This is a genomic window from Methylobacterium isbiliense (assembly GCF_022179325.1).
GTDB lineage: Bacteria > Pseudomonadota > Alphaproteobacteria > Rhizobiales > Beijerinckiaceae > Methylobacterium > Methylobacterium isbiliense.
The window spans coordinates 40,375-65,813 of record NZ_BPQQ01000025.1; the positions used below are offsets into that span (position 1 = coordinate 40,375).

The 25,439-nt window shown below is 71.3% G+C and carries 25 protein-coding genes; 18 read left to right on the forward strand and 7 right to left on the reverse strand.

Translation table 11 applies throughout. From position 1 onward, the window contains the following. Positions 1-2: 2 nt before the first annotated feature. The 9 genes from MFF61_RS11800 to MFF61_RS11840 all read left to right on the forward strand — a co-directional run bounded on the left by MFF61_RS11800 (position 3) and on the right by MFF61_RS11840 (position 8,883). Positions 3-614 (forward strand): DUF1190 domain-containing protein, encoded by a 612-nt coding sequence (locus MFF61_RS11800; RefSeq protein ID WP_238235317.1) that lies wholly within the window; start codon positions 3-5, stop codon positions 612-614. Next, the gene (locus MFF61_RS11805) at positions 614-1,768 is read left to right on the forward strand and encodes a glutathionylspermidine synthase family protein (RefSeq protein WP_238235318.1); all 1,155 of its coding nucleotides are present in this window, start codon (positions 614-616) and stop codon (positions 1,766-1,768) included. The genes MFF61_RS11800 and MFF61_RS11805 overlap by 1 nt, the downstream gene beginning before the upstream one ends. A 31-nt stretch (positions 1,769-1,799) precedes the next feature. Then, positions 1,800-2,252: a DNA polymerase III subunit chi gene (locus MFF61_RS11810; RefSeq protein ID WP_238235319.1), complete on the forward strand. Its 453-nt coding sequence runs from the start codon at positions 1,800-1,802 to the stop codon at positions 2,250-2,252. Positions 2,253-2,287: 35 nt separating this feature from the next. Then, positions 2,288-3,823: a S10 family peptidase gene (locus MFF61_RS11815; RefSeq protein WP_238235320.1), complete on the forward strand. Its 1,536-nt coding sequence runs from the start codon at positions 2,288-2,290 to the stop codon at positions 3,821-3,823. Continuing rightward, positions 3,820-4,179, forward strand: coding sequence for a hypothetical protein (locus MFF61_RS11820; protein WP_238235321.1), 360 nt, complete (start codon positions 3,820-3,822; stop codon positions 4,177-4,179). Before MFF61_RS11815 ends, MFF61_RS11820 begins: the two co-directional genes overlap by 4 nt. Positions 4,180-4,320: 141 nt before the next feature. Beyond that, the gene (locus MFF61_RS11825) at positions 4,321-5,421 is read left to right on the forward strand and encodes an OpgC family protein (RefSeq protein WP_238235322.1); all 1,101 of its coding nucleotides are present in this window, start codon (positions 4,321-4,323) and stop codon (positions 5,419-5,421) included. Beyond that, positions 5,382-6,278 carry an SGNH/GDSL hydrolase family protein gene (locus MFF61_RS11830; protein WP_238235323.1) on the forward strand — a complete coding sequence of 299 codons (897 nt, stop codon included), beginning with the start codon at positions 5,382-5,384 and terminating at the stop codon, positions 6,276-6,278. Before MFF61_RS11825 ends, MFF61_RS11830 begins: the two co-directional genes overlap by 40 nt. A 113-nt stretch (positions 6,279-6,391) precedes the next feature. Continuing rightward, entirely contained in the window at positions 6,392-7,723 is a 1,332-nt protein-coding gene (locus tag MFF61_RS11835; RefSeq protein WP_373324680.1) for a lipopolysaccharide biosynthesis protein, read from the forward strand. Beyond that, entirely contained in the window at positions 7,720-8,883 is a 1,164-nt protein-coding gene (locus tag MFF61_RS11840) for a GNAT family N-acetyltransferase (protein ID WP_238235325.1), read from the forward strand. The genes MFF61_RS11835 and MFF61_RS11840 overlap by 4 nt, the downstream gene beginning before the upstream one ends. 324 nt (positions 8,884-9,207) lie before the next feature. On the opposite strand, the gene MFF61_RS11845 is transcribed toward MFF61_RS11840, so the two are convergent. From MFF61_RS11845 to MFF61_RS11860, 4 genes are all read right to left on the reverse strand, one after another. Beyond that, positions 9,208-10,878: a methyl-accepting chemotaxis protein gene (locus tag MFF61_RS11845; RefSeq protein ID WP_238235326.1), complete on the reverse strand. Its 1,671-nt coding sequence runs from the start codon at positions 10,876-10,878 to the stop codon at positions 9,208-9,210. A gap of 146 nt (positions 10,879-11,024) precedes the next feature. Further along, a complete protein-coding gene (gene tsaA / locus MFF61_RS11850) occupies positions 11,025-11,531 on the reverse strand; it encodes a tRNA (N6-threonylcarbamoyladenosine(37)-N6)-methyltransferase TrmO (protein ID WP_238235327.1) in 507 nt (168 codons plus the stop codon). Further along, complete coding sequence (locus tag MFF61_RS11855; protein ID WP_238235328.1) at positions 11,528-13,831, reverse strand: amylo-alpha-1,6-glucosidase; 2,304 nt, start codon at positions 13,829-13,831, stop codon at positions 11,528-11,530. The genes tsaA and MFF61_RS11855 overlap by 4 nt, the downstream gene beginning before the upstream one ends. Positions 13,832-14,042: 211 nt before the next feature. Then, positions 14,043-15,179 (reverse strand): glycosyltransferase family 4 protein, encoded by a 1,137-nt coding sequence (locus tag MFF61_RS11860; protein WP_238235329.1) that lies wholly within the window; start codon positions 15,177-15,179, stop codon positions 14,043-14,045. A 367-nt stretch (positions 15,180-15,546) separates the two neighbouring features. On the opposite strand from MFF61_RS11860, the gene rpmI reads away from it, so the two are divergent. From rpmI to MFF61_RS11895, 7 genes are all read left to right on the forward strand, one after another. Next, complete coding sequence (rpmI, locus tag MFF61_RS11865; protein ID WP_055879647.1) at positions 15,547-15,747, forward strand: 50S ribosomal protein L35; 201 nt, start codon at positions 15,547-15,549, stop codon at positions 15,745-15,747. Positions 15,748-15,798: 51 nt separating this feature from the next. Then, entirely contained in the window at positions 15,799-16,176 is a 378-nt protein-coding gene (rplT, locus tag MFF61_RS11870; protein WP_238235330.1) for a 50S ribosomal protein L20, read from the forward strand. Positions 16,177-16,314: 138 nt separating this feature from the next. Further along, positions 16,315-17,397, forward strand: coding sequence for a phenylalanine--tRNA ligase subunit alpha (pheS, locus tag MFF61_RS11875; RefSeq protein WP_238235331.1), 1,083 nt, complete (start codon positions 16,315-16,317; stop codon positions 17,395-17,397). 22 nt (positions 17,398-17,419) lie between these two features. Beyond that, positions 17,420-17,707, forward strand: a complete 288-nt coding sequence (locus MFF61_RS11880) for a hypothetical protein (protein WP_238235332.1) — start codon at positions 17,420-17,422, stop codon at positions 17,705-17,707. Then, positions 17,704-18,189, forward strand: a complete 486-nt coding sequence (locus tag MFF61_RS11885; RefSeq protein WP_238235333.1) for a hypothetical protein — start codon at positions 17,704-17,706, stop codon at positions 18,187-18,189. Before MFF61_RS11880 ends, MFF61_RS11885 begins: the two co-directional genes overlap by 4 nt. Positions 18,190-18,207: 18 nt before the next feature. Beyond that, a complete protein-coding gene (pheT, locus tag MFF61_RS11890; protein ID WP_238235334.1) occupies positions 18,208-20,634 on the forward strand; it encodes a phenylalanine--tRNA ligase subunit beta in 2,427 nt (808 codons plus the stop codon). A 24-nt stretch (positions 20,635-20,658) separates the two neighbouring features. Next, positions 20,659-21,555, forward strand: coding sequence for a DUF1186 domain-containing protein (locus MFF61_RS11895; RefSeq protein ID WP_238235335.1), 897 nt, complete (start codon positions 20,659-20,661; stop codon positions 21,553-21,555). 88 nt (positions 21,556-21,643) lie between these two features. Here the strand turns inward: MFF61_RS11895 and MFF61_RS11900 are convergent, their stop codons facing one another. Next, entirely contained in the window at positions 21,644-22,849 is a 1,206-nt protein-coding gene (locus MFF61_RS11900) for an ABC transporter substrate-binding protein (protein WP_238235336.1), read from the reverse strand. 151 nt (positions 22,850-23,000) lie between these two features. Beyond that, positions 23,001-23,264 carry a hypothetical protein gene (locus MFF61_RS11905; protein ID WP_238235337.1) on the reverse strand — a complete coding sequence of 88 codons (264 nt, stop codon included), beginning with the start codon at positions 23,262-23,264 and terminating at the stop codon, positions 23,001-23,003. A gap of 219 nt (positions 23,265-23,483) precedes the next feature. Between MFF61_RS11905 and MFF61_RS11910 the strand changes: the two genes are divergently transcribed. Together MFF61_RS11910 and MFF61_RS11915 are read left to right on the forward strand one after the other, a co-directional pair. Beyond that, positions 23,484-23,969, forward strand: coding sequence for a winged helix-turn-helix transcriptional regulator (locus MFF61_RS11910; protein WP_238235338.1), 486 nt, complete (start codon positions 23,484-23,486; stop codon positions 23,967-23,969). 79 nt (positions 23,970-24,048) lie between these two features. Then, complete coding sequence (locus MFF61_RS11915; protein WP_238235339.1) at positions 24,049-24,510, forward strand: PaaI family thioesterase; 462 nt, start codon at positions 24,049-24,051, stop codon at positions 24,508-24,510. Between the two features lie 51 nt (positions 24,511-24,561). Here MFF61_RS11915 and MFF61_RS11920 read toward each other — a convergent pair whose 3' ends face one another. Then, complete coding sequence (locus tag MFF61_RS11920; RefSeq protein WP_238235340.1) at positions 24,562-25,335, reverse strand: HesA/MoeB/ThiF family protein; 774 nt, start codon at positions 25,333-25,335, stop codon at positions 24,562-24,564. Positions 25,336-25,439 lie beyond the last annotated feature (104 nt).

Sequence of the window (25,439 nt, forward strand, 5' to 3'; positions counted from 1 at the left end):
CCATGCAGCCCGGCTCCGGACGTCCCGGCTCCAAGCGCTCGCAGACGGTCTCTCTCGTCCTGCTCCTCGGCGTGGGCGCCGCCGCCTGGGGCCTCGCCCGCCGGGACCCCTCGCAGCGGGAGGAGGATGCTCTCGTCTATCGCGACCTCGCCGCCTGCCTGGGTCAGGGCCTGCGCTCGCGGGAGGATTGCGAATCCGCCGACCGCGAGGTGCGCAGCCTCTACCCGCAGGCCGCGCCCCGCTACGCCACGAACGGCGATTGCGAGGCCCATCACGGCTGCGGCGGCTGCACCGCGGGCGGGTTCGTCTCGCCCGTGGCCGCCGGCTACTTCATTCCGACGCTCTCCGGCTTCATGATCGGCCGCACGCCCGAGCAGAAGCTACCCGTGCAGCCCCTCTACCGTCACGAGACCCGCCCCTGCGGCGCGGGCGGCGGGCATGCGGGCAGCTATTGCACCAGTGCCGGCGGGCGGGTCTGGACCGCGAGCAGCGGATCGAGCAGCGCGCGCGTCTCCTCGGCGGTCGCGCACACGAGCACCAGCTCGCCTCGCGTCGTCGCCTCGGGCGGCTTCGGCGGCACCGGGCACGCGGTCTCGGCGCACGGGGGCAGCTGATGCGCCGGCGCGACCTCGGGGAGCGGCCGGACTGGCGGGCGCAGGCCGAGGCGGCGGGCTTCTCCTTCCACACCCTCGACGGCGCCCCCTACTGGGACGAGTCCCACGCCTACGCGTTCAGCCTCGATCAGATCGAGCGCGACATCGAGGCGCCGAGCGCCGAAATCCACGCCCTCTGCCTCGCCTTCGTGGACCGCGCGGTGGCCGACGATCGGATCCTCGCCTCGCTGGCGATTCCGCCCCACGCCTTCGCGGCGGTGCGCGACAGCTGGCTGCGCCGCGACCCCTCCCTCTACGGACGGCTCGATTTCGCCTACGACGGCAGCGGCCCGGCGAAGCTCCTCGAATACAACGCCGACACGCCCACCGCCCTCTACGAGACCGGCGTGTTCCAGTGGCTCTGGCTGGAGGACGGCCTCGCGCGCGGGCGGCTGCCCGCCGGCACGGACCAGTTCAATTCCGTGCACGAGCGCTTGGTCGCCCGCTTCGGCGAGATCCGCGGGCCCGTGGCCTTCACCTGCCTCGCCGACGCGTTGGAGGATCGCGGCACGGTGGCCTACCTGCAGGATTGCGCGCATCAGGCGGGTCTCGCCACCCGCTTCGTGCCGCTCGACGCCGTCTCGGTGAGGGAGGACGGCGCCTTCGCGGATCGTCTCGGGGCGGCCCTGGGCACGCTGTTCAAGCTCTATCCGTGGGAATGGGCCTTCCGCGATCCGTTCGGCCAACGCCTGTCGGCCACCCCGACCCGCTTCCTCGAACCGCCCTGGAAGGCGGTGCTCTCCAACAAGGGGCTGCTCGCGCATCTCTGGGCGATGGAGCCCGGCCATCCGAACCTGCTGCCCGCCTACTTCGAGGACGACCCGGCCAAGGCCGCGCTGGGCACGAGCTTCGTCAAGAAGCCGATCCTGTCGCGGGAGGGCGCGAACGTGCTCATGGTGCGCGACGGCGCGGTGGTCGCCCGGGAGGACGGACCCTACGGAGGCGAGGGCTTCGTGCGCCAGGCGCTGGCCGACCTCGCCGCCTTCGGGGAGCAGCGGGTGCTCCTCGGCAGCTGGATCGTCGGGAACGAGCCGGCGGGCCTGTGCCTGCGCGAGAGCCCCGGCCTCATCACCGGCAACCGGGCGCGCTTCGTGCCGCACGTGATCGCGCCCTGACCGCGGCGGCAAACCACCCTATCTCACCGCCGTGACCGAGATCCTGTTCTACCACATGCAGCGCCAGCCCCTGGAATCGGTGCTGCCGAGCCTCCTGGAGAAATCCCTGGAGCGGCAGTGGCGCGTCACCGTGCAGGCCACGAGCGAGGAGCGGCTCCAGGCCCTCGACGACCATCTCTGGACCTTCTCGGACGAAAGCTTCCTGCCCCACGGCACCGACCGCGACCCCGATGCGGGCACGCAGCCCGTGGTGCTCACCCTGCGCGACGCCAACCCCAACGCCGCGACCATCCGCTTCCTCGTCGACGGCGCGCCGCTGCCGGAGGATGCCGGCAGCTACGCCCGCATCTGCGTCCTGTTCGACGGCGGCGACCAGGACGCCCTGCTGTTTGCGCGCGAGCAGTGGCGTGCCGCCAAGGAGGCCGGTCACAGCGTCGCCTACTGGCAGCAGGACGAGAGCGGGCGCTGGCAGAAGAAGGCGTGAGCGGCGACCCCGCCCAATCCCGGGAGGAGAACCCCATGATCCGTGTCCTGATGCTGCTCGCCGCCCTGGCGGCGGGCCTGCCCGCGGCGGGGGGATCCGCGCTGGCGCAGCCCCGCCCGGAAGCGCGGCCGGCGGAGGCGCGCCAGCCCGAGGGGCGCAAGCTCCCCGCCGACGCCGTGACGCAGCACAGCCTCACCCTCTCGGACGGGCGCACGCTCGCCCTGACGGCCACCGCCGGCAGCCTCGCCCTCGTGGACGAGGCGGGCAAGCTTCAGGCCGAGATCGCCTTCACGGCCTACACGCTGCCGGACCGCAGCCCCGTGGCGCGCCCGGTCACCTTCGGCCTGAACGGCGGTCCGGGCGCGGCCTCGGCCTATCTCAACCTCGGGGCGGTGGGGCCCTGGCGCCTGCCGCTGGACGGGCCGAGCATCAGCCCCTCGACGGTGCCGGTGCCGGTGCCGAACGACGAGACGTGGCTCGACTTCACCGATCTCGTCTTCATCGATCCGGTCGGCACCGGCTACAGCCGGGCGGCCGGCGACGACGGCAAGCGCTACTTCTCGATCGACGCCGATGCGTCGGTGCTCGCCGCGGCCATCGCCCGCTGGCTGCGCACCAACGACCGGCTCGCCTCGCCGAAGTTCTTCCTCGGCGAGAGCTACGGCGGCTTCCGCGGCCCGCTCATCGCCCGCAAGCTGCAGGACGACGTGGGCGTCGGCCTCTCGGGTCTGGTGCTGCTCTCGCCGGTGCTCGATTTCGGCTGGCTTCAGCCGCCACGCCACAACCCGCTCGGCGACGTCACCCGGCTGCCCTCGCTCGCGGCGGCCGGCCTGGAGCGGCGCGGCCTCACGCCGGGGCCGCAGACCATGGCCGAGGCCGAGACCTACGCGGCGACCGACTACCTCGCCGACCTCCTGCGCGGCCCCGGCGACGCGCAGGCCCGGGCCCGACTCACCGCCCGGGTCTCGAGCTTCACCGGGCTCGATCCGGACCTCGTGCGGCGTCAGGCCGGGCGCATCTCCACCGGCAGCTTCCAGCGCGAGACCGCCCGCGGCGAGGATCGGATCGCCAGCGCCTACGACACCGGCGTGACCGGCTGGAACCCGGAACCCACCGCCGCCCATGCGGGCTTCGAGGATCCGCTGCTGACCGCGATGCTGGCGCCCTTGTCGAGCGCGATGGTCGACCATTACGCCCGCACCCTGAACTGGCGGGTCGTCAACCTGCGCTACGAACTCCTCAGCAGCGCGGTGAACCGGGCCTGGAGCTGGGGCTCTGGCCGCACCCCGCCGGAGGCGGTGAGCGAGTTGCGCCAAGCGCTCGCCCTCGACGGGGCGATGCGGGTGCTGGTCGCCCACGGCTACACCGACCTCGTGACGCCCTACTTCGCGTCGAAGCTCATCCTCGACCAGATCCCGACCTTCGGGCCGGAGCGGCGGCTCAGCTTGGCGGTTTTCCCGGGCGGGCACATGTTCTATTCCCGCCAAGCCTCGCGGGTGGCCTTCCGCAGCGAGGCCCGTCGCCTCTACGAGGCGGCGCTGGCGGCACGGCAGGGCGGCGAGGGACGATGAGAGGGACGCGGGCGGTGATCCTGGCGGGCGTGAGCGCCGCGCTGGCGGGGTGCGGCTCCGGGCCGGAGCGCGCTGCCCCGGTCGCACCGGTGCCGCAGCCGGCGCCGAGGCCCGGTCTCGGCGCCGTGCTCGCCCCGGACGGCTCCTGCACCGGCCCGGCCCCGCGCGCGGCCGCCACGATCGCGCCCGGCATCGCCGAGTGCGATCTGGTGGTCATCAAGGGCAGACCGCCCACCGACGTGCTCGTCGGGGAGAGCGGTCGCGGACAGCGCGAGGTGCAGGTGCTCTATGCCGAGCCCGGCGGGCGCGAACTCTACTTCTTCATCGACAACCGCCTGGACCGCATCGTGCGCTGAGGCGCGTGTGCGCTGGCGCACGCGGCCGGGCGATGCGCCGGTCGCGGGCCGGTAAGGCTCTCGATAAGGAACGAACACCCGTTCGCGGACCTTCCGGCCGCGGCGCGGCCCTGCGGACTCGACGGATCGGACAAGCTCAGCATGGCGCGCGAACCGAACGCAGTCGATTTCTGGCGCGGGCTCGCCCTGATCACCATCTTCATCAATCACATCCCCGGCAACGTCTTCCAGAACTACACCTATTCGCAGTACGGCATCTCGGACGCCGCCGAGCTGTTCGTCTTCCTGGCGGGATGGTCGATCGGCATTGCGGTCCGGGGCCGCAAGGGCGTGCCGGAACCCGCGAGCCGCACGCTGCTGCGGCTGCTCTCTCGCATGGTCGAGGTCTACCGGGCGCAGCTCGTGATCACGGCGATCGCGCTCGCCATGCTGGCAGGCGCCGCGCTCTACACCGACAATCCGCTGCTCCTCGAATGGCACAATGCCGGGCCGGTCTTCACCGATCCGGTGCAAACCATGGTCGGCTGGGTCACGCTGCTGCACCAGCTCGGCTTCTTCAACATCCTGCCGCTCTACGTGGTGCTGCTCGGCCTCGCGCCGATCTTCGTGCTCCTCGCCCGGGTCAGCCGGGCGCTCGCGCTCGGCGCCTCGCTCGCCCTCTACGCCGCCGCCTTGACCTTCGAGCTCAACGTGCCGTCCTGGCCGGGGGAGGGGCACTGGTTCTTCAACCCGTTCAGCTGGCAGCTCCTGCTCGTCCTCGGCTTCCTGGCGCACGAATGGCGGCGGGAATCGCCGGGCTTCCTCGTTTGGCGCCGCCGCCTGCGGCCGCTCGGCATCGCCATCGTGGGGCTCGGCGCCTATCTCGCGTGGTTCCACATCCGGCCCGACCCGCTGCTGGTGCCGGAGCCGCGCCTGTTCTTCACCTTCGATAAATCGAACCTGCCGCCCGCCCGGCTGATCCACTTCATCGGCGTCGTGCTCGCCTTCAACGGCGCGTTCGAGTGGATCGACCGGCACGCCGCATGGCTCAGCGCCCAGCTCGCGGCGCTCGGCCGCAACTCGCTCGCGGTGTTCTCGGTCGGGTCGATCGCGAGCCTCGCGGCCCAGCTGTTAAGGTTCTGGACCGGGGGCGGTTTCGCCGTCGACGTGTTTGTCGTAGGATCGGGGATCTGTCTCCTGGCGTTCACCGCATGGTTCGTCGAATGGCGCTCCCGCTCCCCCAGGTCCTCCGGTACGGCCTGACGGGCATCCTCGCCGCCGGGCTCGCCGCGGCCGCCGTGCCGCCCAGCGCCGCCGCGCAGGGCGCGGCTCCGTCCGAGAAGCCGGTCGGCGCCGAGATTCCGCTCCCCGACACGCCGGATGCCAGCCTGTCGCCGGAATGCCGGGTGCCCGGCTCGAAGCTCTACACGCTGGCGAAGCTGCGGGGGGTGAAGAAGGCGCTCAAGGAGCACCGCTCCGTGCACGTGCTCTCGATCGGCTCCACCTCCGGCGGCCTCGGCGCCGCCGCCAACTACCCGGTCAAGCTCGAAACGGCCCTGGAGCAATCCTTCCCGGACGTGACGGTGGACGTCGACAGCCGCGGCCTGTCCGGGGAGATCGCCTACGGGGCGGCCGAGCGCCTGCGCAACATGGTGGCGGAGATCGAGCCGGATCTCGTGGTCTGGCAGGTCGGCTCCAACGACGCGCTCGCGCGCGTCGACGTCGAGGCTTTCGCCGCCTCGCTCGCCGACACCGTCGACTGGATCAAGTCGCATGGTATCGACATCGTGCTGGTCGATCCGCAATACACCGCGAGTCTCGCCAAGGACGACTACTACAACGAGTTCGTGCGCGCGATCCAGAAGGTGGCGGCCGCGCGGCAGGTGCCGCTGGTGCTGCGCTTCGAGGCGATGCGCTACCTCGCGGGCGCCTCCAAGGGCACGCTGCCGATGAGCGGCTTCCGCCTCGCCGATCTCGGCTCCCGCTGCATGGCCGAGCACGTCACCCGCGCCATCACAGTCTCGCTGCTGCAGCCGGACGTGACCGGCACCCCGACGCCGGGTCCGGCACCGAGCCCCCCGTCGCAATCCGCGGCCAGCGCCGGTCCCGTCGCAAAATAGTCCCGCGGCGATCGCGAGAACCATCGCGCGCCGCTTAACCGGGCAACAATCCCGATGCGCTAGTCCAGGGCACCGGCGCGCATCGCCTGCCGGCCAGCGCTGGTGGCGGCGGGATGACGGTGGGGGCTTCGTTCGGCGATTCGCGCATGGCGCCCGACACCGGCGGGCTCGCCCGCTCGGCCGCGGCGGTCTTCGGCGTGCGCATCGCCGCGGCGGGCTTCGCCTTCGGCGCACAGGCCCTGATGGCCCGGCTGATGGGCGGGGCCGAGTACGGCATCTTCGCGTCGGTCTGGGTCTGGACCGCACTCCTCGGCCACGCCTCCACCTGGGGCCTGTCGCAGGCGGCGTCCCGCTTCCTGCCCGCCTACCGGGCGACGGGCGAAACCGATCTCGCCCGCGGTTACATCGCGTTCGGGGCGGCCGTCTCCCTCGGGGTTGGGGCGCTGCTCGCGGGCGCGGGTGCGGCCGTCGTCATCCTCGTGCCGGGCGCGGTGGCGGAGCCCTACGCCGCGCCGCTGCTCGTCGCCGCGCTCGTGCTGCCGCTCTTCGCCCTTCAGGATTACTGCGAGGGCCTCGCGCGGGCGCAGCACTGGACGCTGCTGGCGATCGCGCCGCCCTATCTGCTGCGCCAGGGCCTGATCATGGCGGCGATGCTCGCGGCCCTCGCCCTCGGCGCGCCGCCGGAGGCGGCCACGGCCGTCGCCTGCACGCTCATCGCCACCGCGCTGGCGCTGGCGGTCCAGGCCGCCCTGCTGTCCTCGCGCCTGCGGCAGGTGCTGCCGCCGGGGCGGCGCGCCTGGCCGTGGCGGCGCTGGATGAACGCGGCGCTGCCGATCGGGCTCATCGACCTGGCCGGGTCCGGCTTCGCCTTCGCCGACGTGCTGGTGCTCGGCTTCCTGCTGGAGCCGGAGGCGGTGGGGGTCTACTTCGCGGCCACGCGCCTGCTGCAATTCCTCGCCTTCGTCCATTACGCCGCCTCGGCGGTCACGGCCCCCCGCATCGCCGAAGCGGGGGCGCTGGACGACCAGACGGGCCTGGACCGCCTCGTGCGCCACTGGTCGCGCCTGACCCTGCTCGCCACGCTCGCGACCGGCCTCGGCCTCCTCGCCGCGAGCCCCCTGCTGCTTGGGCTGTTCGGCGCCGGGTTCCGCTCCGCCCTGCCGCTCCTCGCCATCCTCGTGGCCGGGCATGTCGGCGCGGCCGCGTTCGGGCCGGCGGAGGACGTGCTCACCATGCTCGGCGCCGAACGCCTCTGCGCCGCCATCACGCTCGCGGTGCTCGGCTTCTCCATCGTCCTGATGCTGCTCCTGGTGCCGGGGCTGGGGGTGACGGGAGCGGCGCTCTCCGCCGCCCTCGCCGTGGCGCTGCGCGGCTGTCTCCTGGCCGCCGCCGCGCGGCTGCGCCTCGGCGTGGTCACGCCGGCCTTTGCGGGAAGTCTCGCATGAACGCCCCGGTGCTGCGGCTCGGTGCCGCCACCACCCTTCGCGCCGAGGTGCTGCCCGTCGCGGCGCTCGATCCGAGGGCCTGGGACGCACTCACGGCCCGCGCCCTCGCCCCTTCGCCGGATTACAGCCGGCAGATGATCGAGGCGCATCGGGCGAACGGGCTCGCGCCGGCCGATCTTGCGTGCCTGGCGGTGCGCGACCGAAGCGATCTCCTGGCGCTGCTGCCGTTCCGCCGCGTCCGCCTCGGACCCCGGCTTCGCGTGGCCAAGCCCTTCGGCTCCCCCTTCATCATGGCCAAGGCGCCGCTGGTCGCGGACGGAGCCGCCTTCGCCCCGGCCCTTGCGGCGCTGGTCGAGGGGCTGGGGCAGAGCTGCGGCGGATCGGGCTGGTGGTGGCCGGGCCTGCCGGCAGACGAGCCGGTCGGGCGGGCGCTGCGCCTCGCGATGCAGGAGGCGGGCTGGCAGCTCGCGACGATCTCGTCCTATGAGCGTCCGATCCTCGACCGCCGCCCGAGCCACGATGCCTTCCTGTCCGGACATCCCTGCAAGGGCCGCCTGAAGGACCTGCGCCGTCGCCGTCGCCGCCTCGATGAGGCGGGCCGCGTGAGCGTCGAGAGCGTCGGGCCGGACGGCGACCTCGCGGGCGCGCTCCGGGCCTTCCTCGCCCTGGAGGGGAGGGGCTGGAAGGGCAGGGCGGGCACGGCGCTCGCGAGCCGCGCGGCCACCACGGCCTTCGCGCAGGACCTGTTCGCGGCGGCGTCTCGGCCCTTCGTGCCGCGCGCCGACCTGCTGCGCCTCGACGGCGCCGTGATCGCGGCCAGTCTGGCGCTGGTCGGCGGCGGCACCGCCTTTCTGCTCAAGACGGCCTACGACGAGGCCCACGCCGCGCTCGCACCCGGCGCCCTGCTGGAACTCGAGATCATCCGGGCCTTCCACGCCGGAGACTTCGCCCGACGTCTCGATTCCGTCACGATCGAGAACCGTATCCTCGGCGACCTCTACCCGGACCGGACCCGCATTGCCGAGATCGCCGCCGTTCCGCCGGGCGGCCTCGATCCGGCCCGGCTGACGGGCGCGATCGAGCGCTATCTCGGCCTGTGGCGGCTGGCTCAGCGGGTCCGGGCGGCCCTGCGGCGCGTTCGCACCGGCCACCTGCGCTGACAGGTCCTGCACTCGATCGGGTTCGGCCGGCACTCGCTGCCCGCCGTATGGGACGGCTCCGGCGCAGCGCAGGACGAGGCGGGAGGATGCCGGCGGAGGACGCATGCGTCCGACGTCGGCGAGGAGGAACGACCGAGCCGATCCGTGGCCTTCGTCTCCCCGGCTTCCGATCTCCTCGCACAGGCGCGCCGGACGGCGCGGACCGGTGCCTGAAGCGGCCTGCCGACAACCCGCATTACGCCGCCGGATCGGTGATCCGACGGCCGGTCGGTCGAGGCGCGGTCTGGGCGTCGGCAGCCCAGACCGCGGCAGCGGGCAGGCGCCTCAGGCGGCCTGCACCCGCGCCAGGAAGCCGCGCACCTCCTGGGCCAAGCCCTCGGAGCCGGCCGACAGCGCCTGCGCCGCCTGCAGCACCCGCGAGGCCGCCTCGCCGGTGGTGCCCGCGCCCTGGCGCAGGTCGGTGGCAATCTCGGTCACCCGCTCGGTGCCCTGGGCGGCGGCCTGCACGCTGCGGGCGATCTCGCGCGTCGCTGCACCCTGCTGCTCCACCGCCGCCGCGACCCCGGTGGCCGAGCGCGCCATCTCGGCGATGACCTCGCCGATGCGGTGCAGATCGGCGACCGCGGCCTGCGTCGCGGCCTGGATCTCGCCCACATAGGCGGTGATCTCGTCGGTGGCCTTGGCGGTCTGGCCGGCGAGATCCTTGACCTCGGCGGCGACGACCGCGAAGCCGCGTCCGGCCTCGCCGGCGCGGGCCGCCTCGATCGTCGCGTTCAGCGCCAGAAGGTTGGTCTGGGCGGCGATGCCGGAGATGACGGAGACCACCTGGCTGATGCGACCGGCACTGGCCGAGAGGTTCTGCACCGTGGCGTCGGTGCGCCTGGCATCCTCCACAGCCTGGCCGGCGATGCCCGACGATTGCGCCACCTGCCCGATGATCGACTGGATGGAGGCGCTCATCTCCTCAGTGGCGGCCGCCACGGTCTGCACGTTGGCCGAGGTCTGCTCGGCCGCGCCCGCCACGGTGGCGGATTGCGCGGTGGCGTGGTCGGCCGATCGCACCATGATGCCGGCCGTGGACTCCATCTCCTGCGCCGCCTGCGTGAGCTGCCGCACGAGACTGCCGACGCTGCGGTCGAGCTGGCCGGCCATCGCCTCCATGTCGGCCCGGCGCTGCGCGGCCGCGTGCCGGGTGCCCTCGTCCTGCGCGGCGCGCAGCGCATCGGCCTCCCGCATCGCCTCCGCGAGGATCTGCGTGCTCGACCAGATCTCGCCGATCTCGTCGCGACGCGGCGCGACCGCAGGCAGCTGGCGCTCGCCCGCCGCGAGGGCGCCGATTGCGGCCGTGACGCGCCCGAGCGGGCGGCCGATCTGCCGCTGCGCGATCAGCGTGCCGAGCAGCATCGCGAGCGTGGTGCCCGCGAGCGCCAGGGCGAGGAGAAGCTGCAGTCGCGAGGTGTAGAGCGCCTCGGTCTCCCGGTCGATCGCCTCGACCTGCGCGCGGCTGCGTGCCGTCAGCGCGTCGATGCTGGTCTGGAAGGCCTTGCGGTTGGCGCGGTTCGCCTCGTTGTTGCCCTGCTGGTTGGCGGCCTGCGGCGAGACCTCCGTACCCAACCGCGCGGTTTCGGTGCGGAACGCCCGGAAGGTGGCGGCGTCGCGCATCACGGCCTCGAACACGGGCCGGTCCGCCTCTGGCACCAGCGGCCGCCACGCATCGAGCAGCGCATCGATCTCGTTGAGGAGAGTGGTCAGGCCGTCGGCGAACTTGCGCGCATCGTCCGTGGCCTTCGCCGCGTAGATGCCGCGGGCCTCCATGACCACCGCGGTGACGAGGCGGTTCAGGCGTTCGCTGTAGAGCGCGCGGGTCGAGGCCGCCTTCACCTCGTCCACGGCGCCGTAGAGATTGCCCAGCGCCTGCACGCCGATCCCGGCGACCAGCAGTGTGATGATCCCGAACCCTCCGAGGAGCCCGATGAGTTTTGTTCTGATTCGCATACGGCTGCCGATCTGCACGATTCGACGCCCGTTATGCCCGCAGGAATTTGATAAACCGTAACCCGCGATTGATCGAGCCATGCCGCGTCAGAGGAGATGCGCCGCAGGGCTCCGGCTATACTTGACCTAGCGGCAATGCCGGCGGGTCAGCCGGTGGATTCTGTCGCCTTCCAGCCGACGCGCGCCTGCGGCTTGGCATCGGTCGAGGCGAAATAGGGTTTGAGGTCGAGCAGCGGGGTGCCGTCGAGACAGTCGAGCCCGCGCACACTGAGCCGCATTCCATCGATGGCAAGAAGGTCCACGACCGAGAGGGCGATCGGATTCGGGCGAGCCGGGGAGCGCAGCGCGAAGGTGCCGCGCGGCGCGCCCGCGTGGCGCGGCTGCTGCACCAGCAGTCCGCGCGGCGCGCGATCCATCCAGTAGAGGACGATCAGGTGCGTGGTCCCGGCTAGGCCCGCGAGCGCCGGGGCGAACAGTGGGGCGACCTCGATCGTGCAGACGGCGTCCGACTGCGCGGAGTTCTTGGGGCAGTCCGCCCGGCGCGCCCAGGGCGTGCGGATGCGGCCGATGAAGTGCAGCCCCGCATCGAAGGTGTCGGGCAGGGCTGCGGCCTCTTCGCCCGGACGCAGCCCGAACTCCGGATCCGGCCTCACTTCAGCAGCACCACCTGCGCGTCGCCCTTGCGGCGCAGGACGTTGACCGTGACGTCGGCGCCGTGGCGGTGCAGCAGCAGGTCGACCCGCGACCCGCCGAGCTTGAGGTTGCGGATCAGCACCTCGTCGAGGAAGGACGGCAGGATCGGGTCGCGGAAGCGGATGCGGTTGCGGTCGTGGCGAAGCTCCAGCCCGAGGCAGGCGGCCAGGAACGCGAACGGGGCCGCCGCCGCCCAGGCCTGCGGGCTGCAGGCCACCGGATAATTGGTCGGGCCGCGCTGCTTGCGCTGGATGAAGCCGCAGAACAGCTCGGGCAGGCGCCGCCCCTCCTGGTACAGGGAGGCGCCGTGCTGGCCCTCGAACACCCGCGCGGCCGCCGCCTTGTGCCCGTAGCGGGCGAGACCGAGCGCCACGATGGCGTTGTCGTGCGGCCAGATCGAGCCGTTGTGGTAGGACATCGGGTTGAAGCGCGCCTCGCCCTGCGCGATCGTGCGCACGCCCCAGCCGTTGAACCCGTCCTTGCTCATCAGCACGTCGGCGACGCTCGCCACGCGATCGGGATGGGCGATGCCGGTGAACAGCGCGTGGCCCGCATTGGAGGAGCGCACGGCGCAGGGGCGCTTCTCGCCGTCCAGCGCCAGCGCGTAGGTGCCGATCTCCGGCACGAAGAAGGCCCGGTCGAAGGCCTCGCGCAGCCGCTCGGAGGCGTCCTTGAGCCGTTCGGCCAGGGCGGCGTGGCCGAGCATGGCGGCGAGCTTCGCGGCGGAGCGCTTGGCCGCGAAGACGTAGCCCTGCACCTCGCACAGCGCGATCGGCCCCTGCGCCATGCGGCCGTCCGCATGGAAGATCGAGTCGTGGCTGTCCTTCCAGCCCTGGTTGGCCAGTCCCTTCTCGGTCTCGCGGGCGTATTCGACGAAGCCGTCGCCGTCCCGGTCGCCGAAGGCGTCGATCCATTCCAGCGCCGCCAGGATGTTGGGCCAGATCGCCTGGATGGTGGTCTTGTCGCCGGTCTGCTCGAAATACTGCCCCGCCAGCATCACGAAGAGCGGCGTCGCGTCGATGGTGCCGTAATACTGCCGGAAGGGCACCTCGCCGAGATTGGCCATCTCGCCGTGGCGGGTCTCGTGCAGGATCTTGCCGGGCTGGGCGTCCGCCGCGGGATCGCTGGTCTTCGCCTGGGTCGCCGCGAGGTAGCGCAGCACGCCCTTGGCGATGTTGGGGTCGATCCACAGCGTCATCATGGCGGTGATGATGCCGTCGCGGCCGAACACGGTGCTGTACCAGGGGATGCCGGCATAGGGGTAGAGGCCGTGCTCCGTGCGGCTCGCCAGCATGTAGAGGTCGGCGGTGGCCCGGCAGGCGGCCTCGTTGAACTGGTCGTTCGAGCTCTCGATGGTGGTGATGTCGGCGGTGGCCGCGCGCAGGTCGCGCCGGGCGTCCCGGTAAGCCAGCGCGAAGGCCATGCCCTCGCCCTTGGCGTGGCCGTCCTCCCGCCGCGGGTTGGGATAGGCCGGCGAGGTGATCGGCAGCGCGCTGCCCGTCACGGTCACGAGCCTGTCCGCCTTGATGTCGCTCGCGTCGAACACCGCGCGCACGAACACCGAGGCCCGCCCGCCCGGGGCGAGGCGAACCTCGAACTCCGCCCGGTGCTTCTCGATCACCACCGGCTTCGGCCCGAAGCGCAGGCGCGTGGTGCGCAGGCGGTCGTCGAGGCCGTGGTAACGGAACGTCACCTCGTCGGGCCGGGTCACCTCCACGCTGCGCTGCCCGCGCCGCTCGCGGGTGCCGCCGCGCACTTCGAACAGGTCGCGGAAATCCGCGTCGAAGGTGAGCGCGAGGCGCACATGCCGGGGCTTGGTGTCGTAGTTGCGCAGCCCGATCCGGTCGTAGCAGGTGCCGCGGAACAGGAATTTGGTGCGATCGAGCGCGATGATCTCGCGCGGGATCGAGGTCTCGTCGTTGGCGTCGATGCGGATGTCGGGGGTGGTCATGTCGACCGAGAGCGCCCCGTTGTCGTCCTGGATCACCGAGCCGAGGAGGAGCGGCCGCTGGCCCTCCACGGTCAGTTCGAGCCGCGAGAGGAAGCGCGTGTCCTGGAAGTACAGGCCCTCGGGGCCCGGAAACACCCCGATATCGCCGTAGCTGTCGAGGACCGCGAACGCGTCGCCGTGCTTGAGCGAGCGCAGCGGCCGTTCCACCAGCGAGGTCTGGGCCTCGATATGGTACTGCGGCAGCGCCTCGTCGTCGTGTCCTGAGCCGATGGGGGAGAGGGCGGCGGGCTCCTGCACGGTCACGGCCATCGGCGCGGGTCTCCAGCTCGAAAGGGGGCTGATCGGGGGGCGGGAGGGGCGAATCACGCCCCGGTTGTCCCCATACGCCCGCCAATGTGGGCCATCGTGCGGCCCGCGCCAGGGGGAGTCCTGCCGGCTTTCGCGCCAGATGTGCGAAGGCCCGGCCCCCGCGGGGAGGCCGGGCCTTCGTTCGGCGGGGGTGGAGAACCGCCCGACGACGTCAGAGCGGCCAGAGGCCCGCGGGCTTGGTGCCGTTATGGCCGTTGGCGATGCCGCCGAGGGCATGGTCGCCGAGCGACAGGCCCGGGATCTTGATCGCCGCCGCCTCGGCCGCGATCAGCGACTCGTAGGCGTTCACATAGGAACGGGCCATCACGCTCGCGGTGAATCGCGTCTCGAAGTAGCGGCGCACCTCGTGACGGCTCATGGCCTTCACGGTCTCGACTGCCGCCACCGCCTCGTCCATCGACTGGACCACCACGCCCGACACGCCGTCCTTGATCACCTCCGGCACCGAACCGTTGCGCCACGCGATCACCGGCGTGCCCGCCGACATCGCCTCGATCATCACCAGGCCGAACGGCTCCGGCCAGTCGATCGGAAAGGCCAGCGCCAGCGCGTTGCCGAGGAAGTCGTGCTTCTGGTCCTCGTTGATCTCGCCGATGTACTCGATCAGCGGATGATGGGTCATCGGCTCGATGACCTCGTCCCAGTACTCCTGGTCGGCCTTGTCGACCTTGGCGGCGATCTTCAGCTTCACGCCCGAGCGCTTGGCCATCTCGATGGCGCGGTCGGGCCGCTTCTCGGGCGAGATGCGACCGAGGAAGGCGAGGTAGCCGCCGTCCTTCGGCGTCGCCGAGAAGCGGCAGTTCTCGGCCGGCAGGCCGTGATGGATCGTGGCCAGCCAGTTGGCGTTCGAGGGCATCGGGCCGCGCTGGTGGTCGGAGATCGACACCAGCGGCATGCCCGTGAAGGTGCGGTAGACCGGCATGAAGTCCGGCACGTCGAGGCGACCGTGCAGGGTCGTGACGCACTTGTGGTTCAGGTCCTCGAACAGCGGGTACTGCAGGAGGTCGATGTGGAAGTGGATGATGTCGAACTCGTCGGCCCGGCGACGCAGGTGGTAGAGCATCGCGAGGTGGCTCGCGACGTGGTCGCGGATGCCGGCGAGCCGCAGGCCCTCGGGCGCGCAGGCCACGAGCTTGGCGCTCGTCTCCGAGTCGCCGCTCGCGAACAGCGTCACGTCATGGCCCTGCCGGACCAGTTCCTCCGTCAGCCACGAGACCACGCGCTCGGTGCCGCCGTAGAACTTGGGCGGGACAGCCTCCGCGAGGGGGGCGATCTGGGCTATGCGCACGACGAATTCTCCTGAGACGCCAATCGTTGGCGGGATCAAGCACGATCGGGCCTGAGCGGGACATGAACAGAACCGCGAACCTACGGCTATGGTTCCGGTGCGATGCACAACACGAACCCGCGCGCCTGGGGAGTCCGGGCGCGGGTGCCGCCCCCGCTGCCCACATCTTTCCTCACCCGGACGCGATCCGGACCCGCCTCGCGCCGCGCGATTGCGGCCGTCGCCGGGGCGTGCTATGGCGCCCGCCTCATCACGAACCGCCCGGCCGTGAGGGCTGCCGTGGCGGTTCGTCTCGCTCCACGCATCGATCGCTGGATCGTCGGGTCTGCAAGGGCCCGGTGGAGTTCGCCTCAGGCAGGAGAGCCAAATGCCCAAGCTCAAGACCAAGTCGGGCGCCAAGAAGCGCTTCAAGATCACCGGGACCGGGAAGGTCATGTACGCCCAGGCCGGCAAGCGCCACGGGATGATCAAGCGGACCACGAAGCAGATCCGCAACCTGCGCGGCACCACCACCCTGTTCGAGGGCGATGCCGCCAACGTCAAGAAGTACTTCCTGCCCAACGGCTGAAGTCCTCCTCTCGCGATCAATCTGTTTCGTCAAGCATTCCAGGAGATCATCATGGCTCGCGTCAAGCGCGGCGTGACGAGTCACGCCAAGCACAAGAAGGTGTTCAAGGCCGCCAAGGGCTATTACGGCCGGCGCAAGAACACGATCCGCATCGCCAAGCAGGCGGTGGAGAAGGGCCTCCAGTACGCCTACCGCGACCGCAAGAACCGCAAGCGCAGCTTCCGCGCCCTGTGGATCCAGCGTCTCAACGCGGCGGTGCGCGAGCACGGCCTGACCTATTCGCGCTTCATCGACGGGCTCTCCAAGGCGGGGATCGTGGTCGACCGCAAGGCGCTGTCGGAACTCGCCATCCACGAGCCGGCGGCCTTCGGGGCCGTGGTGGCACAGGCCAAGGCCGCGCTGCCCGCCGAGACCGCCCAGGCGGCGTGACGTCACGCGCATCGGGGGCGCCCGTCGCCCCCCGCGCCATCCGACGGCCCGCCTCCGCGCGGGCCGTTCTCGTTTGCGCGGCTTGACCGGCCGGCCCCGGCGGGGCACGGCGTCCCCGCGCGATCCGGCAGGGACCCAATGACCGATCTCCACAGCCTCGAATCCGACCTCCTCGCGAAGGTCGAGGCCGCCGCGGACGAAGCGGCGCTCGACGGCGTGCGGGTGGCCGCGCTCGGCAAGAAGGGCGCCGTTTCCGACCTCCTCAAGACGCTCGGCACGCTGTCGCCCGAGGAGCGCAAGGAGCGCGGACCCCTGATCAACGGGCTGCGCGACCGCGTGCAGGGCGCGATCCTGGCCCGCCGCGAGAGCCTCGCCGAGGCCGCCCTGGCCGCCCGCCTCGCGGCCGAGCGCATCGACGTGACCCTGCCCGTGCGCGAGGGGCCCGAGACCCGCGGGCGGGTGCATCCGATCACGCAGGTCATCGACGAGATCACGGCGATCTTCGGCGACATGGGCTTTTCGATCGCCGAGGGGCCGGACATCGAGACGGACGAGCTCAACTTCACGGCGCTGAACTTCCCCGAGGGCCATCCCGCCCGCGAGATGCACGACACCTTCTTCCTCGCCCCCGACCGGGACGGGAAGCGCAAGCTCCTGCGCACCCACACCTCGCCCGTGCAGGTGCGCACCATGCGCACGCAGCAGCCCCCGATCCGGGTGATCTGCCCCGGGCGCACCTACCGGCACGATTCCGACCAGACCCACACGCCGATGTTCCACCAAGTCGAGGGGCTGGTCATCGACCGCTCGGCCAACATCGCGCACCTGAAGTGGATCCTGGAGGAGTTCTGCAAGGCGTTCTTCGAGGTCGAGAGCGTCAAGATGCGCTTCCGCCCCTCGTTCTTCCCCTTCACGGAGCCCTCCGCGGAGGTCGACATCCAGTGCTCGCGCAAAGGGGGCGAGATCCGCTTCGGCGAGGGCGACGACTGGCTGGAGATCCTCGGCTGCGGGATGGTGCACCCCAACGTGCTGCGCCAGTGCGGCCTCGACCCCGATCAGGTGCAGGGCTTCGCCTGGGGCATGGGCATCGACCGCATCGCCATGCTCAAGTACGGCATGCCGGACCTGCGCCCGTTCTTCGAGGCCGACCTGCGCTGGCTCGACCATTACGGCTTCCGCCCGCTCGACATCCCGAGTCTGGTGGGCGGGCTGACCGGGTGAGGCCTGCTCCGGGACTACGCCGATGACGCTGCCCGAGATCGAGACGCTGGTGAACGAGGTGCTCAGGGACATCCTGGGCGCCACCGGCTTCGTGCACGCCGATGTGGAGCCCTACGTCGACCACGCAGGCGACAAGGCCCTGCGGGTCGTGGCGCATTTCGGGCCCGGGACAGCCCCTTCCGCCGAGCGCCCGACCGTGCGGGCGATGGGCGCCCTGCGGGGCGCCCTGCTCGATCGGGACGAGGAGCGCTTCCCCTATCTCGACTACGCGTTCCCGGATGACCGGGTCATCGCGGACGACGAGCCATGACGCGGCTCGGGAACCCGCTCGTCTACGATCTGCTGACCGTCGCGGAGGAATTGACGCGGGCGTCGGGCACCGGCAGCCAGCGCAAGGCCGCGCTCCGGCGGGCCGTCAGCACGGCCTACTACGCGGTCTTCCACGCCCTCTGCTACGTCTGCGCCGATTCGCTCGTCGGCTGGTCGAAGAGCGAAGTTATGGTGCCGATCTACCGCTCGCTCGATCACGGCTCGGCCAAGACCCGCCTCGCGAGTGCAGAAGCCAAGGCGCTGCTGGAGCCGCAGGGACTCGATGTCGGCGCGGCGTTCACCTTCCTCGAAGAGAAGCGGCATGAGGCGGATTACGCCGCTCCCTCTCTCACCGTGAGCAAAGCCTGGGCACGCGAATGCCTGGAAAGGGCTCAGCAGACCATCGCCATCATCGAGACGCTCGACAGGACGCAGAGGATGAAACTGGCCGTTCTCCTCATCGCCAAGCCGCGTTCCCGCTGAGCCGACAAGGCAGATCCCATGAAATTCACCCTCTCCTGGCTCAAGGACCACCTCGACACCGACGCCTCCCTCGGCACCATCGTCGAGACGTTGACCCGCATCGGGCTGGAGGTGGAGCGCGTCGAGGACAAGGCGGCAGATCTCGCGGCCTACCGGATCGCCGCCGTTCTCACCGCCGAGCAGCATCCGAACGCGGACCGGCTGCGCGTCTGCACGGTCGAGACCGGCGACGGCGCTCCGCCCGTGCAGGTGGTGTGCGGGGCGCCGAACGCGCGCGCCGGCATGAAGAGCGTCTTCGCGCCGCCCGGCACCTACGTGCCGGGCAAGGACATCACCCTGTCGGTGGGCACCATCCGCGGCGTGGAGAGCCGCGGCATGCTGTGCTCGGGCGCGGAACTCGGCCTGTCGGACGACCACGACGGCATCCTCGACCTGCCGGCCGACGCGCCGGTGGGTGAAGCCTACGCGGCCTATGCGGGCCTCGACGACCCGGTGATCGAGATCAACCTCACGCCGAACCGACCCGACTGCACCAGCATCCACGGCATCGCCCGCGACCTCGCGGCGGCGGGCCTCGGCAGCCTCAAGCGCGAGCCGCTGCCGCCCGTGCGCGGGGAGGGCGCCTGCCCGGTCTCGGTCGACCTCGCCTTCGCGGCGGAGGACCGGCACCTCTGCCCGCTCTTCGGCCTGCGGCTGGTGCGCGGCGTGCGCAACGGGCCGTCGCCGGACTGGCTGCAGCGGCGCCTGCGGGCGATCGGGCTCAGGCCCATCAACGCGCTCGTCGACATCACCAACTACATCACCTTCGACCGCGGCCGGCCGCTGCACGTCTTCGATGCGGCCAAGGTCACCGGCAACCTCACGGTGCGCCGCGCTCGGGTGGGCGAGGAGGTGGTGGCCCTCGACGGGCGCACCTACCGGCTCGACGAGGGCGTGGTGGTGATCGCCGACGCGGCGGGCGTCGAATCGATCGCCGGCATCATGGGCGGCGAGCATTCGGGCTGCGACGAGACCACCACCGACGTGCTGATTGAATCGGCGCTGTGGGACCCGCGCACCATCGCCCAGACCGGGCGGCGGCTCGGCATCATCACGGATGCCCGCTACCGCTTCGAGCGCGGCGTCGACCCGGCCTTCACGCTGCCGGGCCTCGACCTCGCGACCCGGATGGTGACGGAACTCTGCGGCGGCATCCCGACCCAGGCGAGCGTCGCGGGCGAGATGCCCGACACCGACCGCGTCATCGACTTCCCCTGGACGGAGGTGCGCCGCCTCTCGGGGCTCGACCTGCCGCGGCCCGAGATGAAGGTGACGCTGGAGAGCCTCGGCTTCCACGTCGCCGGCAGCGGCGACCGGGTCAAGGTGCTGCCCCCCTCGTGGCGGCCGGACGTCGAGGGCAAGGCCGATCTCGTGGAGGAGATCGTGCGCATCGCCGGCCTCGACCGCATCGACCCGAAGCCCCTGCCGCGGATCGAGGCGACGGTGATCCGCCCCGTGCTCACCGTGCTCCAGCGGCGCACCCGGCTCGCCAAGCGCGAGCTCGCGGCGCGCGGCCTCGTCGAGGCGGTGACGTGGTCGTTCATCGCCAAGGACGAGGCCCGGGCCTTCGGCGGCGGACGGCCCGACCTCGCGCTCGCCAACCCGATCGCCGCGGACCTCTCGGACATGCGTCCGAGCCTGCTGCCGGGCCTGCTGCGCGCCGCCCAGCGGAACGCCGACCGCGGCTACGGCGACGTGGCGCTGTTCGAGGTCGGCCAGTGCTTCGCCTCCGACCAGCCGGAGGGGCAGAGCATGCGCGCCGCCGCCATCCGCCGCGGCACCGCCCGCTTCGCCGGCGCCGGGCGCCACTGGGACGGGGCGGCGCAGGCGGTGGACGCCTTCGAGGCCAAGGCCGACGCGCTCGCGCTCCTCACCGCCCTCGGCGTGCCGACCGGCGGGCTGCAGGTGGTGGCGGGCGGACCGGACTACTTCCATCCCGGCCGCTCGGGCACGCTGCAATTCGGGCCGAAGAACCCGATCGGGCATTTCGGCGAGGTGCACCCGCGCGTGCTCAAGACCCTCGACGTGAAGGGGCCGGTGGTCGCCTTCGAGATTGTGCTCGACGCCCTGCCGCTGCCCAAGCACCGGCCGACGAAGGTGAAGCCGCCGGCCAAGCTGTCCGAGTTCCAGCCGGTGAGCCGCGACTTCGCCTTCGTGGTCGGGCGCGACGTGGCGGCGGGCGACATCCTGAAGGCCGCGCAGGCCGCCGAGCGCACGCTGATCGCGGGCGTGGAGGTGTTCGATGTCTACGAGGGCGCGGGGATCGGGTCGGACCAGAAGTCCGTCGCGGTCGCGGTGCGGCTGCAGCCGGTCGACCGGACCCTCACGGATGCCGAGATCGAGGCGGTGAGCGCCCGGATCGTCGCCGAGGTGTCTCGCAAGACCGGCGCGACGCTGCGCGGCTGAGTGGACGCAGGGCAGGGGGTGACGATGACGGAGGCGGATCTCGTCGAGGAGCTCGCGAACGCCACCTACCTGCCGCAGGCCGCGCTCGACCGGGCGGTGGCGGCCCCGGAGGGAATCGCCGAACCGGTGGTCGCGCTGCTTGAGCGGGCCGCCGCGGGCGAGGGCCTGACGGTCCCCGAGACGAACCTCGTGTTCTGGGGCGTCCACGCGCTCGCCGCCGCCCGGCACGTAAGAGCCTGCGCGGCCTACCTGCGGTTGATCCGCCGCCCGGATGAGGCCGTCGCGGCCATCCTCGGCGAGGACTATGTCGAGACCCTGCCGCGCGTGGTCGCGAGCCTGTTCGACGGCGATGCCGAGGCCCTGTTCGCCCTCGTGCGCGACCCGCAGGCGGAGGGGCTCACCCGGATGTCGGTGTTCGGCACCATCGCCTTCCTGACCGCGGAAGGCCGGATCGATCCGGCCGCGACCCATGACCTTCTTGCGCGGTTCGACGCGGAGGGGCAGGCCCCGGACGGTGATCCCGCCTGGCAGGGCTGGGAGGACGCGATCGGCCTCCTCGGCTTAGCGGATCTGGCCGAGCGGGCGCGGGATTCGCGCCGCAGGAGGCGGACCCCCGACGAGTTCAGCTACCCGTCCGATTTCGACAAGCTGCTGCGCAACGCTTCCGATGCGCGGGCTCGGCGCAAGCAGTTCGACACGATGCGCCTCGGCTATCTCGGCGATCTCGCCGAGGAGCTGGCGTTCACCGCCGAGCCCGACCCGGACGCGCCGCCGGCCGAGTACATCCCGCCTCCCGCCCACAACCCCTATCGGGATGTCGGGCGCAACGATCCCTGCCCGTGCGGCAGCGGCCGGAAGTTCAAGAAGTGCTGCTACGACAAAGTCATGGCGAGGAACGCGGCGCCGACCGGCGAGAGCTGAAGCCTGGCCCATCGTCGCCGCTGCGCGCAACAGCTTGTCGAGCAGCAGCCGGTCCGATCGGACGCCTGCTGCTCCAGGCTGTCGCCCGTCAGGGCTTGGCCACGAGCGGGCAGCCTCCCTGGCTCATCGGCTTGAAGGCCTGATCGCCCGGGATGGTCGCGAGCTTGGTGTAGAGATCCCACGGCCCCTTCGACTCGCCCGGCTTCTTGACCTCGAACAGGTACATGTCGTGGATCTTGCGGCCGTCGGCCCGGATCGTGCCCTTGCCGAACAGCGGATCGTCGGTCGGATTGGCCTTCATCCACTCCATCACCACCTTCGCGTCCTTCGACTTCGTCGCCGCGACCGCCTTCAGGTAGTGCATCAGCCCCGCATACACGCCGGCTTGGTTCATGGTCGGCATGTTGCCGTTCGCCCGCTTGGCGAAGCGCTCCGAGAAGGCCCGGGTGCCGTCGGTCAGGTCCCAGTAGAACGCCTCGGTGAGCACCAGACCTTGCGCCGTCTCAAGGCCGAGTGCCTTCGCGTCGAGCACGTAGAACAGCAGCGCGGCGAGCTTCTGCCCGCTCTGCGTGATGCCGAATTCGTGGGCCTGCTTGACGGCATTGATCGTATCGCCGCCCGCGTTGGCGAGCCCGATCACCTTGGAGCCTGAACTCTGCGCCTGGAGCAGGAAGGACGAGAAGTCGTTGGCGGGGAACGGCACCTTGGCGGAGCCGACGACCTTTCCGCCGCTTCGCGTGACGACGGCGGCGGTCTCGGCCTGCAGCGACTGGCCGAAGGCATAATCCGCCGTCAGGAAGAACCACGTGTCACCGCCACGCTTGACCATGGCGCTGCCGGTGCCGTTGGCGAGCGCGTAAGTGTCGTAGGTCCAGTGGATGGTATTGGGAGAACATTGCGGTCCGGTCAGATCGGTGCTGCCGGCGCCCGAATCGATGAAGATCTTGTTCTTCTCGCGCGTGATCTGGCTGACCGCGAGCGCGACCGACGATGTCGGCACGTCCAGGATCGCGTCGACGCCCTCCCTATCGTACCATTGCCGCGCGATCCCGGCGCCGATATCCGGCTTGTTCTGGTGGTCGGCGCTCACGATCTCGACGGTGACGTCCTTGCTGATCGCGGCGAAGTCCTCGGCGGCCAGCTGCGCCGCGACGACGGAGCCTTTCCCGCCGATGTCCGAGTAAACCCCCGACATATCGTTCAGGACGCCGACCTTGACGCTCGTCTGTGCCGAGACGGGCAGCGCCGACAACGCGAGACATCCGGCGGATAGCAGCAGCTGCTTCAGACTCATCTAAATCGCCTCCCGTTCAACGTTGTTCTCGGTGCAGAAGGTGGGACGCGGCGGGGATCGTCAAGCGCGATGATCGTCCGCCGCCCGAGATCACGGTGATACCCGGGTCTGGTCCTTCACTCGCCCCGACATGCGGCGCGCGGCGAGCGCGTCACGGGTCTCCCTCGCGAGGCACGCAGACGATCGTCTCGGCCGCCAGCAGCGTCTCGCGGAGTTCCCCCGCGATATCCGCGAACGCGGTCTCGGCCGCAGCCCTGTCGGGAAGCGTCTCCTGAATCTCCCGCAGATCGGCCATGACGTCGCGCATCACCGCGCGATTGAGGCAGGCAAAGCGCCCCGGCGCCGCACGCTCGAAGGCGAGCGCCAGGGTCTGATAGGCGCGTTCCAGCAGGCAATAGGCGATCTCTGCCCGCATCACCCGCTCTTCGGGGCCACACTCGCGGTGGGGCTGGAGGCGTTGCTCGCATGTCATGGACCAAGACGTAGGGATCGCATCGCCGGTGCACCACCCCGGCCGCAGAACTGAAGAGCCACCGTCCACCGGGTGATCGACGCCCCCGAGATCGGTCACGCCCCGGACGCGCCGCGACCTTAGTGACTTGCATGATGATAGTGACTGCCTTATCGGTCCGGCATGCAGCGGACATCCTTCGGCCAGATGCCTTGCCCCGTCGCCCGCTCGCTGGAGAGGGTCGGGGAATGGTGGAGCATCCTGATCCTGCGGGACGCCTTCTACGGCTTGACCCGCTTCGATCAGTTCCAGTCGAGCCTCGGCATCGCCCCCAACATGCTGACACGGCGCCTCAAGGCTCTGGTCGAAGCCGGGCTGCTTGAGCGACGGCTCTACCAGGCGCGTCCGCCGCGCCACGACTACGTGCTCACCGCGATGGGCCGCGACTTCCGCCCGGTGCTGTGGACCCTGGCGGCCTGGGGCAACAGGCATCTTGCACCAGAAGGCCAGAGCATCGTCCTGACCGATCCGACCACCGGCGCAGCCATCGACCCCGTCGTCGTCGATGCCAGGACGGGCCGCCCGCTCTCCGAGGGGGTGCGCGTGGTCGCGGGACCGGCCGCGGACGAACGCATGCGCGACCGCCTCGCGCCCCGGGCCGCGATGTAGCCGCAGAGGATGCAGTCCCGCGCGGTGCCGCCAGCATCCCCTCGCATGACCGGGCACGATCGAGAAGGAGACGCAGTCCATGAACATCATCGAACAGGTCGCCCCCGGCCTCTCCGGCCTGGAGACGCTGCAGGCGCTGATCCGGGCCGGCGGTCGGCCGCCGATCGGCGACACCCTGGACTTCACCCTGGTCGAGGTCGGGGACGGCTGGGCGACCTTCGCGGGGGTTCCCTCGGTGAGTGCCTACAATCCGATGGGAGCCGTGCATGGCGGCTACGCGGCGGCGCTACTGGATTCGGCGTGCGGCTGCGCCGTCCACTCCAAGCTCAACGCCGACCAAGCCTACACGACGCTGGAACTGAAGGTCTCCTATCTCAGGTCCGTGACGGCCGACACGGGCGCGCTGCGGGCGGAAGGGCGCGCCATCTCGGTCGGCCGCCGCGCGGCCTTCGCGGAAGCGACGCTGAAGGATGCCGGGCAGCGCATCGTTGCGACGGCGAGTTCGACGCTGCTGGTGATGGACCGGCCAAGGGCGAGGTGACGAAGCCGACCGTGCCCGGCGCGGTATCTGGCCTTCAGCGGCGGGCGAGCCTCACGCGCCGCTCAGGGGATTCGCGGGATCCCAGGCATAGCCTAGGGTCTCGAACCGCAGCGAGCGGGCGTCGACCATCAGCAGGCGGCCGACGAGCCCTTCGCCGAAGCCGGTGATCTCCCGGATCACCTCCATCGCCATCAGCGAGCCCATCAGGCCCGCCAGCGCCCCCAGCACGCCGGCCTGCGCGCAGGTCGGCACCGCGCCGGGGGGCGGCGGGTCCGGAAACAGGCAGCGATAGGTCGGGTTCGGGCGCCCGTCCGGGCCGGTCTCGTGGGCGCGGATCGTGGTGAGCGAGCCGTCGAACTGGCCGAGCGCCGCCGTCACCAGCGGCCGGCGGGCCCGAAAGCAGGCATCCGAGACCGTGTAGCGGGTGTCGAAGTTGTCGGACCCGTCCGCCACCACGTCGTAGGCCGACACCATCGCCTCGGCGTTCTCGGCAGTCAGCCGCAGGGCATGCGGCACGACGCCGACATGCGGGTTGAGCCGCGCCACCGCGGCCGCCGCACTCTCCACCTTCGGCCGGCCGATGTCGGGCGTGCCGTGGATCACCTGCCGCTGCAGGTTCGACAGCGAGACGGTGTCGTCGTCGACGATGCCGATCGTGCCGATGCCCGCCGCCGCGAGGTACTGGATCAGGGGAGCCCCGAGGCCGCCCGCCCCGATCACCAGCACCCGGGCCGCCTTGAGGCGCGCCTGCCCCGGCCCGCCCACCTCCCGCAGCACGATGTGCCGGGCGTAGCGCTCGATCTCGTCGGGGGACAGGCTGGTCATGGCTGCGGAGATAGCCGCGCGCGCGGCGCTCCGGAAGGCCCGGGCGCGCATGGGCCCCCGCTTGGCCCCTCGCTGGGCGGCGAAACGGCTTCCCGGCGGGCGAG

Coding starts and splice junctions, on each gene's coding strand:
- MFF61_RS11800 (WP_238235317.1), top strand. CDS start 3: ATGCAGCCCGGCTCCGGACGTCCCGGCTCCAAGCGCTCGCAGACGGTC.
- MFF61_RS11805 (WP_238235318.1), top strand. CDS start 614: ATGCGCCGGCGCGACCTCGGGGAGCGGCCGGACTGGCGGGCGCAGGCC.
- MFF61_RS11815 (WP_238235320.1), top strand. CDS start 2,288: ATGATCCGTGTCCTGATGCTGCTCGCCGCCCTGGCGGCGGGCCTGCCC.
- MFF61_RS11820 (WP_238235321.1), top strand. CDS start 3,820: ATGAGAGGGACGCGGGCGGTGATCCTGGCGGGCGTGAGCGCCGCGCTG.
- MFF61_RS11825 (WP_238235322.1), top strand. CDS start 4,321: ATGGCGCGCGAACCGAACGCAGTCGATTTCTGGCGCGGGCTCGCCCTG.
- MFF61_RS11830 (WP_238235323.1), top strand. CDS start 5,382: ATGGCGCTCCCGCTCCCCCAGGTCCTCCGGTACGGCCTGACGGGCATC.
- MFF61_RS11835 (WP_373324680.1), top strand. CDS start 6,392: ATGACGGTGGGGGCTTCGTTCGGCGATTCGCGCATGGCGCCCGACACC.
- MFF61_RS11840 (WP_238235325.1), top strand. CDS start 7,720: ATGAACGCCCCGGTGCTGCGGCTCGGTGCCGCCACCACCCTTCGCGCC.
- MFF61_RS11845 (WP_238235326.1), bottom strand. CDS start 10,878: ATGCGAATCAGAACAAAACTCATCGGGCTCCTCGGAGGGTTCGGGATC.
- MFF61_RS11855 (WP_238235328.1), bottom strand. CDS start 13,831: ATGGCCGTGACCGTGCAGGAGCCCGCCGCCCTCTCCCCCATCGGCTCA.
- rpmI (WP_055879647.1), top strand. CDS start 15,547: ATGCCCAAGCTCAAGACCAAGTCGGGCGCCAAGAAGCGCTTCAAGATC.
- rplT (WP_238235330.1), top strand. CDS start 15,799: ATGGCTCGCGTCAAGCGCGGCGTGACGAGTCACGCCAAGCACAAGAAG.
- pheS (WP_238235331.1), top strand. CDS start 16,315: ATGACCGATCTCCACAGCCTCGAATCCGACCTCCTCGCGAAGGTCGAG.
- MFF61_RS11880 (WP_238235332.1), top strand. CDS start 17,420: ATGACGCTGCCCGAGATCGAGACGCTGGTGAACGAGGTGCTCAGGGAC.
- MFF61_RS11885 (WP_238235333.1), top strand. CDS start 17,704: ATGACGCGGCTCGGGAACCCGCTCGTCTACGATCTGCTGACCGTCGCG.
- pheT (WP_238235334.1), top strand. CDS start 18,208: ATGAAATTCACCCTCTCCTGGCTCAAGGACCACCTCGACACCGACGCC.
- MFF61_RS11895 (WP_238235335.1), top strand. CDS start 20,659: ATGACGGAGGCGGATCTCGTCGAGGAGCTCGCGAACGCCACCTACCTG.
- MFF61_RS11900 (WP_238235336.1), bottom strand. CDS start 22,849: ATGAGTCTGAAGCAGCTGCTGCTATCCGCCGGATGTCTCGCGTTGTCG.
- MFF61_RS11905 (WP_238235337.1), bottom strand. CDS start 23,264: ATGCGGGCAGAGATCGCCTATTGCCTGCTGGAACGCGCCTATCAGACC.
- MFF61_RS11910 (WP_238235338.1), top strand. CDS start 23,484: ATGCAGCGGACATCCTTCGGCCAGATGCCTTGCCCCGTCGCCCGCTCG.
- MFF61_RS11915 (WP_238235339.1), top strand. CDS start 24,049: ATGAACATCATCGAACAGGTCGCCCCCGGCCTCTCCGGCCTGGAGACG.
- MFF61_RS11920 (WP_238235340.1), bottom strand. CDS start 25,335: ATGACCAGCCTGTCCCCCGACGAGATCGAGCGCTACGCCCGGCACATC.